This window comes from Methanospirillum sp. (assembly GCF_028679455.1).
GTDB lineage: Archaea > Halobacteriota > Methanomicrobia > Methanomicrobiales > Methanospirillaceae > Methanospirillum.
The window spans coordinates 1-7,901 of sequence record NZ_JAJRBM010000086.1 but is presented as its reverse complement, the minus strand read 5'-3'; the positions used below and the strand labels follow the sequence as shown (position 1 = coordinate 7,901).

The 7,901-nt window shown below is 42.8% G+C and carries 7 protein-coding genes; 5 read left to right on the top strand and 2 right to left on the bottom strand.

The window, feature by feature from the left end; genetic code table 11:
* Positions 1-609, bottom strand: a 609-nt coding sequence (locus LUQ50_RS02780) for a PAS domain-containing protein (RefSeq protein WP_300035843.1), incomplete at its 3' end; no start/stop codon positions are given.
* 136 nt (positions 610-745) lie between these two features.
* Here LUQ50_RS02780 and LUQ50_RS02775 point away from each other — a divergent pair.
* The 4 genes from LUQ50_RS02775 to LUQ50_RS02760 all read left to right on the top strand — a co-directional run bounded on the left by LUQ50_RS02775 (position 746) and on the right by LUQ50_RS02760 (position 6,663).
* Positions 746-2,266: a methyl-accepting chemotaxis protein gene (locus LUQ50_RS02775; protein WP_300035841.1), complete on the top strand. Its 1,521-nt coding sequence runs from the start codon at positions 746-748 to the stop codon at positions 2,264-2,266.
* A gap of 13 nt (positions 2,267-2,279) precedes the next feature.
* Positions 2,280-2,807: a chemotaxis protein CheW gene (locus LUQ50_RS02770; RefSeq protein WP_300035838.1), complete on the top strand. Its 528-nt coding sequence runs from the start codon at positions 2,280-2,282 to the stop codon at positions 2,805-2,807.
* Between the two features lie 70 nt (positions 2,808-2,877).
* Positions 2,878-4,674, top strand: coding sequence for a PAS domain S-box protein (locus tag LUQ50_RS02765; protein WP_300035835.1), 1,797 nt, complete (start codon positions 2,878-2,880; stop codon positions 4,672-4,674).
* Positions 4,675-5,322: 648 nt separating this feature from the next.
* Complete coding sequence (locus tag LUQ50_RS02760) at positions 5,323-6,663, top strand: SpoIIE family protein phosphatase (protein ID WP_300035832.1); 1,341 nt, start codon at positions 5,323-5,325, stop codon at positions 6,661-6,663.
* A 15-nt stretch (positions 6,664-6,678) separates the two neighbouring features.
* Here the strand turns inward: LUQ50_RS02760 and LUQ50_RS02755 are convergent, their stop codons facing one another.
* Positions 6,679-7,155 (bottom strand): OsmC family protein, encoded by a 477-nt coding sequence (locus tag LUQ50_RS02755; RefSeq protein WP_300035829.1) that lies wholly within the window; start codon positions 7,153-7,155, stop codon positions 6,679-6,681.
* Between the two features lie 84 nt (positions 7,156-7,239).
* Between LUQ50_RS02755 and LUQ50_RS02750 the strand changes: the two genes are divergently transcribed.
* Positions 7,240-7,901 (top strand): clostripain-related cysteine peptidase (locus LUQ50_RS02750; RefSeq protein WP_300035827.1); only part of this gene is annotated, 662 nt, incomplete at its 3' end.

Sequence of the window (7,901 nt, the reverse complement as noted above, 5' to 3'; positions counted from 1 at the left end):
TTCATTAATTAAATTCAACTCTCTTGAACGTTCATCAACCAATTTTTCAAGATTTTTGCGATATCGCGTAAGTTCTGTCACGTCATCAGCGATCAGAGTTACACCGCAACTCCCGTCTTCAAATACAGTTGGGGTGATCTTTACCGATAAATACTTCTCTTCCCCCCTTATCATCCAACTAACGTCTATACTATTCTCAGTTGAATTCAGAGCTTTTTTAATAAGAGATAAGAGATCAGGATCAATAAAACTCCCGAGGGGAGAGTAATCGATCCTATGACCAAGAAGATCAATTTTTTCGAGAGAAAAAAGATTCAGGAGAGTATTATTTGCATCAATGATCGATAAATTATCATTCATTACCAGAAGAAGAGAGGTGGAAAAATTTAAAATTGATGAAATTGGAACCCGTTGTGCAGGATAAAATACTTTTGACGGCCCATAAATTCTCATTTCTGCCATACCTGCCCCTAGCAGGATATTGAGATATTTAGAGGTAGAAATACGGTTGAGAGGTAATTGTTTTGATATTTCTGCGATGGTTAAACCTTTTGGATGTTCTTTTAAAATTTTATTCAGACGGTCAAGTTCAAGTTCATTATTAATCATCTAACCCTATCCGATGAATTTTCGTCAGTATATATTATTTTGTTGCCTAATATTAGGTCTAATCTGATATGCACAATAACATAATTTTATAAGTTATGCCCCACAATAGGCATTATTGCTCTGGAAGGTTATTGAAATGAGTGAAGATTTAGAAAAAATACAAAGACTAGCGAACGCATTATTTCAACAAAGCCCATATCCAACCATACTTTGGAGCCCTGATCTGCATGTTGAAGATGTCAATAAACCTTTGTTGGATCTAACCGGATATGATCGTACCCACACTCTCTCAATGAGAGTTCAGGACTTTATGGTAATATCCTCATCGGGCGGGGGGTTTGAAGACGTAAAAAGAACCAGACGTTCAATTCAGGGTGAAGCAGTATTTCATTTTCCTTCAGGGAACAAAACTGTAGAACGTCATGTCATCCCATTACTGGACAAAAACGGTGAGATAGAGAAATTTCTCGCAATCTATCGGGATATGACTTCAGAACGGGAAAATTTACAACTAATTCAAGAGAACCAGGTTAAAACAGAAAAAATATGGAGATATATAGAGCATGAGATACAGGAACTCGCCCGGGCGTACCAGAAGATAGGGGATGAACGCAATCTGACCATACGGTATGAATTAAGTTCACCTGATGAATATACTCAAAAAATCTACGAACAATTGGGTATATTTCAGAATGCCGTTCGTCATATTATAAAGAATCTCCAGGAAAATATTGGAGATGTGAATACCGGAATGCAGAAACTCATATCTGCCTCAAGCGAGACAGGGACGAGTGTTCAGGACGCCTCAAAAGCAATTGCCCAGATTGCTAATAATCTGGGCAGTGTTTCTCAGCATGCAGATAAATCCTCTAACGGAGTTGAACAGATTTCCCGTGTTATGCAGGATATGAGTGCTGCGGTGGAGGAAATAACCTCGAGTATGGGTACGATATCAACGCTATCTCAGGAGACAAACAATCTCTCAAATAAGGGGGTTAAACTCGCTGAACAGGCAGAACAAAGCATGAGCGATATTTCTCTATCAACTGATAAAGTGTTTGGAATTGTTACCGATGTTGAAGCACAGATGGTAAAGATCTCCAAAATTGTTGTTCTTATCCGGGAAATAGCAAACCAGACAAATTTACTCGCTCTCAATGCAGCAATTGAAGCTGCACGTGCAGGGGAAGCGGGACGAGGATTTGCAGTAGTTGCCGCCGAGGTTAAATCTCTGGCTCAAGAGTCTAAAAACTCAGCCGAGCAGATTGAAGGTATGATTAATACCCTGAAAACAAGCACACAAAATGCATCAACGGCAATGGAAGATACCAAAAAAACAGTACAACTCGGTGAAAAAGTGGTGGGCGAGACCGTGAAAACATTCGCGAGTATTGCTTCATCTATTGAGGAGATAACGAAGAGTGCTTCAGAAGTTGCCGCTGCAACGCAGGAACAGGCAGCAACAACCGAAGAGATAACGGCAAGCGTTACTGATATCGCTAATCTTGTACAGGAAACTGCTAAAGAGGCCTGTGATGCTGCCTCAGCATCTGAAGAATCTGCTGCCGCAATGGATGAAATACACAAGATGGCACAGATGGTAAACGATGTCGCTCTTGAAGTGATGGATGCCAATAAGAAATATAAGATAAATTAAAGGATTGGTTCTCATGTCACCTGATGTAAATGCAACGCAAAGTGGATGTAATTCTAGTAATACTTCCTTAAGAAGGGACAAAACATCAATTCAGGTTGTTGAATTTTTACTCGGAAATGAACCCTTCGCGATAGATTTGTTTGAAGTGAAAGAAGTTATGGAATATACTTCAATTACTCCTCTTCCTAATACACCGGATTATATGAGAGGTATCATTGATCTACGTGGAGAAATTACTACTATTGTGGATCTGAAGCATCGTCTTAATATTACCGAAAAATGTCAGGAATCAGTTGACTCCTCACGAATTATTGTACTTGATAGTAATCTTTATCAGCAAAAAATGGGTATTCTGGTTGATGATGTTACTTCTGTTTCTACATTTGATAATCAGCAGGTAGATTATACTTCTGCATCTGGTATCAAAGAGAATAACACGATTATAGGAATTATCAAACGTTCTGTTGGCATGCAGGAAAAAGCGAAGACAGAACTGATAATCTGGATTGATATTAACCAACTGCTTCAGGGTATATCCTGATGAACAAAGAGTTGGATACCCGGTTTTTTATGTTTTTGAATTTTTTACTCGGTAACATGGGCGCCGGATTATGATTACTGCATTATACGTTGATGATGATGCGCAATTACTTGAAATAGGAAAATTATTTCTTGAACGTTTGGGAAATATTTCAGTTGATATCGCTTTGTCAGGTCATCAGGCTATCGCGATGCTTGAACATAGACCATATGATGTAATAATATCCGATTATGAAATGCCTCGTATGGATGGGATCGAATTACTAAAGACAATTCGTGAACGCTATGAAGCGATCCCATTTATCCTTTTTACCGGGCGAGGCCGCGAGGAACTTGTCATTAAAGCCCTGAATAACGGTGCTGACTCATATCTCCAGAAAGGAGGAGATGTACATGCTCAGTTCGTAGAACTGAAGAATATGATACAAAAGCATGTTGAGCGTCGGGAAGCAGAGATTGCCCTGGAAATCTCTGAAAAGAAATATAGATTACTGGTTGATAATGCCCTGGAAGGAATTTGTGTATTACAACAGGAAATGGTGGTATTTCACAATCTAAAATTCATTGATTTATTCCAAAACGCAGGACTGCTGCCATATGAAATACTTACCCGATCAGTATTTGATTTTACCCACCCTGAAGATCAGGAATTTATGCGGGAACGATTCTATCATAGAATCACAAACGGTGAAAAATTTGACCGATATCCATTCAGAATGATAGACACTCAGGGATCTGCTCACTGGTTCGAAGTGGATGCGGTGATAACCGAATGGAATGGCAGCCCGGCTACGCTGAACTTTTTACGTGATATCACTGAACAACAGAATCTGAAACTAATTCTCGATCAGAGTAAGAACCGGTATCGCGAATTGGTAGATTCTTTGCCAAAAACTATTCTGGAGATGGATGAGAACCTGAATCTGACGTTCATTAATAAAGCAGGGACTGAAAAATTTGGGTATGATGCTGAAGATTTGAAAAATTCGGTGTCCGTTTTGAATCTCGTAATATTCTCTGACCGGGAAAAAATTCTTTTACATAATAAAGTAGAATTCAATGGAGAAAGTCCTCATCCACACGAATATACCGCTCAGAATAAGGATGGACACACCTTCCCGATAAAGACATATCTTTCTCCAATTTTTCGGGATTATAAATTTGCCGGCTTTCGAGCGGTATGTATTGATATTACAGAAGAGAAAATGGCTAAATCTGCACTTGAACAATCAAATAAGAAATTGAACCTGATGACAAATATTACCCGCCATGATATTCTCAATAAAGTGACTGCACTTTATGCACTTCAGGATCTCTCCCGGGAACTAACAAATGATCCAAATTTACTAAAATACCTGGAAAAACAACAGCAGGTCACTAAAATTATTGAGGGGCATATTGAATTTACGCGATATTACCAGGAAATAGGTAAAGGAACCCCCCATTGGCAAAATATTAAGGAACTATTTGTATCCGCTATTTCGGAGAATAATATTGGAATCATATCAATTGAAGTAAATAGTAACGATTGGTTGATTTATGCCGATCCATTGCTGAAGAAAGTATTTACAAACATCATTGAAAATTCGATCCGACATGGTGTTCATGTAACGAAGATCTGTTTCAGTGTTGAAGAGACCGGAGAAGGATTAACAGTAAGATATTGTGACGATGGAATTGGAATACCAACAGAAATGAAAGACCGGGTGTTTGAGGACGGATACGGCAACCATACCGGATTTGGACTGTTTTTCATACGAGAAATCCTCTCGATTACCGGACTCTTTATCCAGGAATGTGGAGTGGAAAGGAAGGGGGTGAGGTTTGAGATTATGGTGCCAGCGGGCAAATTCAGGAAAGGGAGATAATCGCATCTCTCCTTTTTCAGGAATTTTTGGATGTATAAGCATTGCCAGATAGTAAAAATATAAAGATACATCACTGCAATTAATGTGTAGTACATCTACAATACCTACGCTCATTGATATTGAAGAGGGGTCATTCGTCTTCTCGTGGAAGTTAGTGGAGATCCTGATTATATCTTACAAAAAAATGAATTCAATAATCTTGGATCTCCACCGTTTATCTCAATAGTTATAAAAAATTTCACGGTCAGTCTGGGAAGAGATAGAAGATCAAAAGAGATATGAGCATGAATAATATCCTAACTTTATTTCCCAGATACATACCATCAATCAGCACTCTATGTTGATGACGAGTTGGAATTCCTTGAAATCACGAGAATTTTTTAAAACTGGCAGATCCCATACCTGAAAAGGTCTTCTTCCATCTGCTCGATAACTCTATCACCCATGGAAAGGGGTAAGACCACCATGGTGAAGGTTGAACCAAAAGATGCAAACTTATTACTACCTGGATATACGATGAAATTGGAGTTCCTTATAGGATTAAATCTATGATATTTAATCACGGATACTGGTCCCATACCGGATACAGCCTCTTTTTCTTACGGGAGATTCATGCAATAGTACGAGCGGAACCCGGGACTGATCTGGATGTTTGTTGAGACCTATGTGATAGGGGATCTGCTCGAAAAAATGGCAACCGTCTGCTTTGCAGCATACCTGCTGACACGGACAAAGTGGGCGCTCCATTTTTTCAGCAGAGAGCGGTCATGGCAGTACCTGGCCAGCATATCCCTGATTTTTGGCGCTTTTTATGCATTCGGTTATTTTGCAGGGAGCGGAACAGCAACTGATTACTTAAGTACCTGCCGGATCGGGCCGAATATGGCAGGACTCCTCGCCGGTCCCGTAGGAGGGGTGGGTGCCGCAGGAGTTGGACTCATACTACAGGCTATGGGAAGTGGTCCGGTGCCACTCGCTACCATCACAACCGAACTGATGGATGGGATAGTATGCGGGATTGCATATCTCCTGAACAAGCGCAGACTTATCGGAGTCTGGCAGGCAGGTCTGCTTGGCCTGGTGCTTACCGGGGCTGACAGTGTGATTGCGCTGATACTTACACCCGGGATCACTCAGCCCCGCATCCTGATATTCAACGTCGTATCTATCGAAATTCTGGTGATAGGAGTAGGAATGGCTCTGTTTACCCTATTGATGCATAACGTTTCCAGGGAACGGGAGCGAACCAGTACGGCATCCCGTCTTGAAGGACAGGTCCTTGCAGCACGTGAGATTCAACAGGGATATCTGCCTGCCACAATTCCAGCGATGAAAAATCTCACCATTGCAGCCCGGCTCATCCCGATGCATGAGGTCGGCGGAGATTTTTATGATATCAGGGAGATAGCACCGAACCGGTTATTCTTCTGTATCGGGGATGTTGCTGGAAAGGGAATCTCCGCTGCATTTGTGATGGCTTCTTCCCTGACGCTGATACGCAATGCACTGATGTACTCTGAACAGCCGGCTGAGATCCTTTCGCAGGTCAACCAGGGGCTTATCAGAAGCAGTAATGACACTCTATTTGTTACCCTGCTTGCCGGAGTAATGAACACAGAAACCGGAACCGTGTCATATGCAAATGCAGGTCATAATCCACCATTCATCTTCAACAAAGAAACAGCAGAGATAATCCCCATGAACTCTGATATCCCGCTAGGTTCCTGGGAAGAGTACAGCTACCGGCAGGATACATTTGTATTAAAGCCTGGTGACTATCTGGTTCTGTACACCGACGGGGTCACTGAATGCGAGAACGAGAGTGGAGTGATGCTCGGAACTGACGCGGTTCTGAAGGAGTTCAGCTGCTCCCTGCCTCCCGGGTCTGATGCTATCGCGGAGACCGTCACCAGGATTGTGTTTGATCATGCAGGAAGTAGTGTTCCCGGCGATGACGTGACCGTGATGATCATCGGACGAGATGCATGATTTAGAGGGGATTTATCAGCCCCTGATAACCCGGTGCTCAAAGGTGACTGATCCGACACCTGCAAACATCGCCGCAATCGGACAGAGATGGGAGAGCGTCCGGGTGATGATCTGGTCAATCATCACATCATCCACATTGCAGGAGAGGGTGATGACCAGATGAACATGCTCAAAGATAGCAGGGAGATCCTGTTTCCGTTCAGCCTGAATCCTTATCGTCAGGTGATCAGGGACGATCTCCTGGTCTTGGAGAGAGAGTAAAATTTTGATCCCCACACATCCCCCGAGAGAGGCGATGAGATAGTCAATCGGATTGGGAATCTTCCCTCCTCCACCCAGGTGCAGGTGAGCATCGATAGGGATTTGCAGCCCACCTGACGTTTCTGCCGTAAACTGCATGCCACCGGAGTGAGAAACAGTCATGCAAACCGGTTTGAACTCCATTCGTGATTGGTCCCAGGGGATATCGGTATTCATCGGTACCCATGTCATACCTGCTCACCTATACTTTTCGTATTTTTGAGCCATACCGCCGTCGTTTGATTTATCTTCTAAAGAGACGGAGATAGAGATTCAATGAACAACAGGTGGTTTCGTTATCCGGGTATCCTGATAGCACTGGGGATATGCATTTGTCTGCTCCTTGGCATATTTACGCCGGTTACGGCTACTGCACCATCTGCGGATGATACAAACCAGACACCACACCAGGCCACCGCATTGGTGCTTATGTACGTGGTGGGCAGTGACCTGGAGAGTGGGAACGGCCATTCTGAAGGCGATGACGGAACATCCGACCTGATGGACATGATATCGGGATATGGGGAGACCAGTCCGGATAATCTGAACATCGTCGTAGCTTATGGAGGGGCAGCAAAAGAAGGATGGAAGGGGATGACGATCGCCTCGATCGAGGATCTGAAGGCAGATGCAAAAAACGGGGTCTTCGGGGACGAAGAGATTGGTGAATTCCACGATCCTGCCATGGACATGGGAAGTAAGGAAGGGTTGACGACCTTTCTTACTGATGCCAGGGAACATTATCGCGGTGATACCACCTACCTGATCTTCTGGAATCATGGAGACGGCTATCAGGGATTCGGATTTGATGAGAACACTGATAACCATCTCTCGATATCAGACATCACCGATGTACTGGAAGCTACCGGAACCCGGACAGATCTGATCGGGTTTGATGCATGTCTGATGGGAGGACTTGAGGTGGCTAAAAGCCTTGA

Excerpts from the sequence above, each read along its gene's own strand:
- LUQ50_RS02775 (WP_300035841.1), top strand. The coding sequence starts at position 746 with ATGAGTGAAGATTTAGAAAAAATACAAAGACTAGCGAACGCATTATTT.
- LUQ50_RS02770 (WP_300035838.1), top strand. The coding sequence starts at position 2,280 with ATGTCACCTGATGTAAATGCAACGCAAAGTGGATGTAATTCTAGTAAT.
- LUQ50_RS02765 (WP_300035835.1), top strand. The coding sequence starts at position 2,878 with ATGATTACTGCATTATACGTTGATGATGATGCGCAATTACTTGAAATA.
- LUQ50_RS02760 (WP_300035832.1), top strand. The coding sequence starts at position 5,323 with ATGTTTGTTGAGACCTATGTGATAGGGGATCTGCTCGAAAAAATGGCA.
- LUQ50_RS02755 (WP_300035829.1), bottom strand. The coding sequence starts at position 7,155 with ATGACATGGGTACCGATGAATACCGATATCCCCTGGGACCAATCACGA.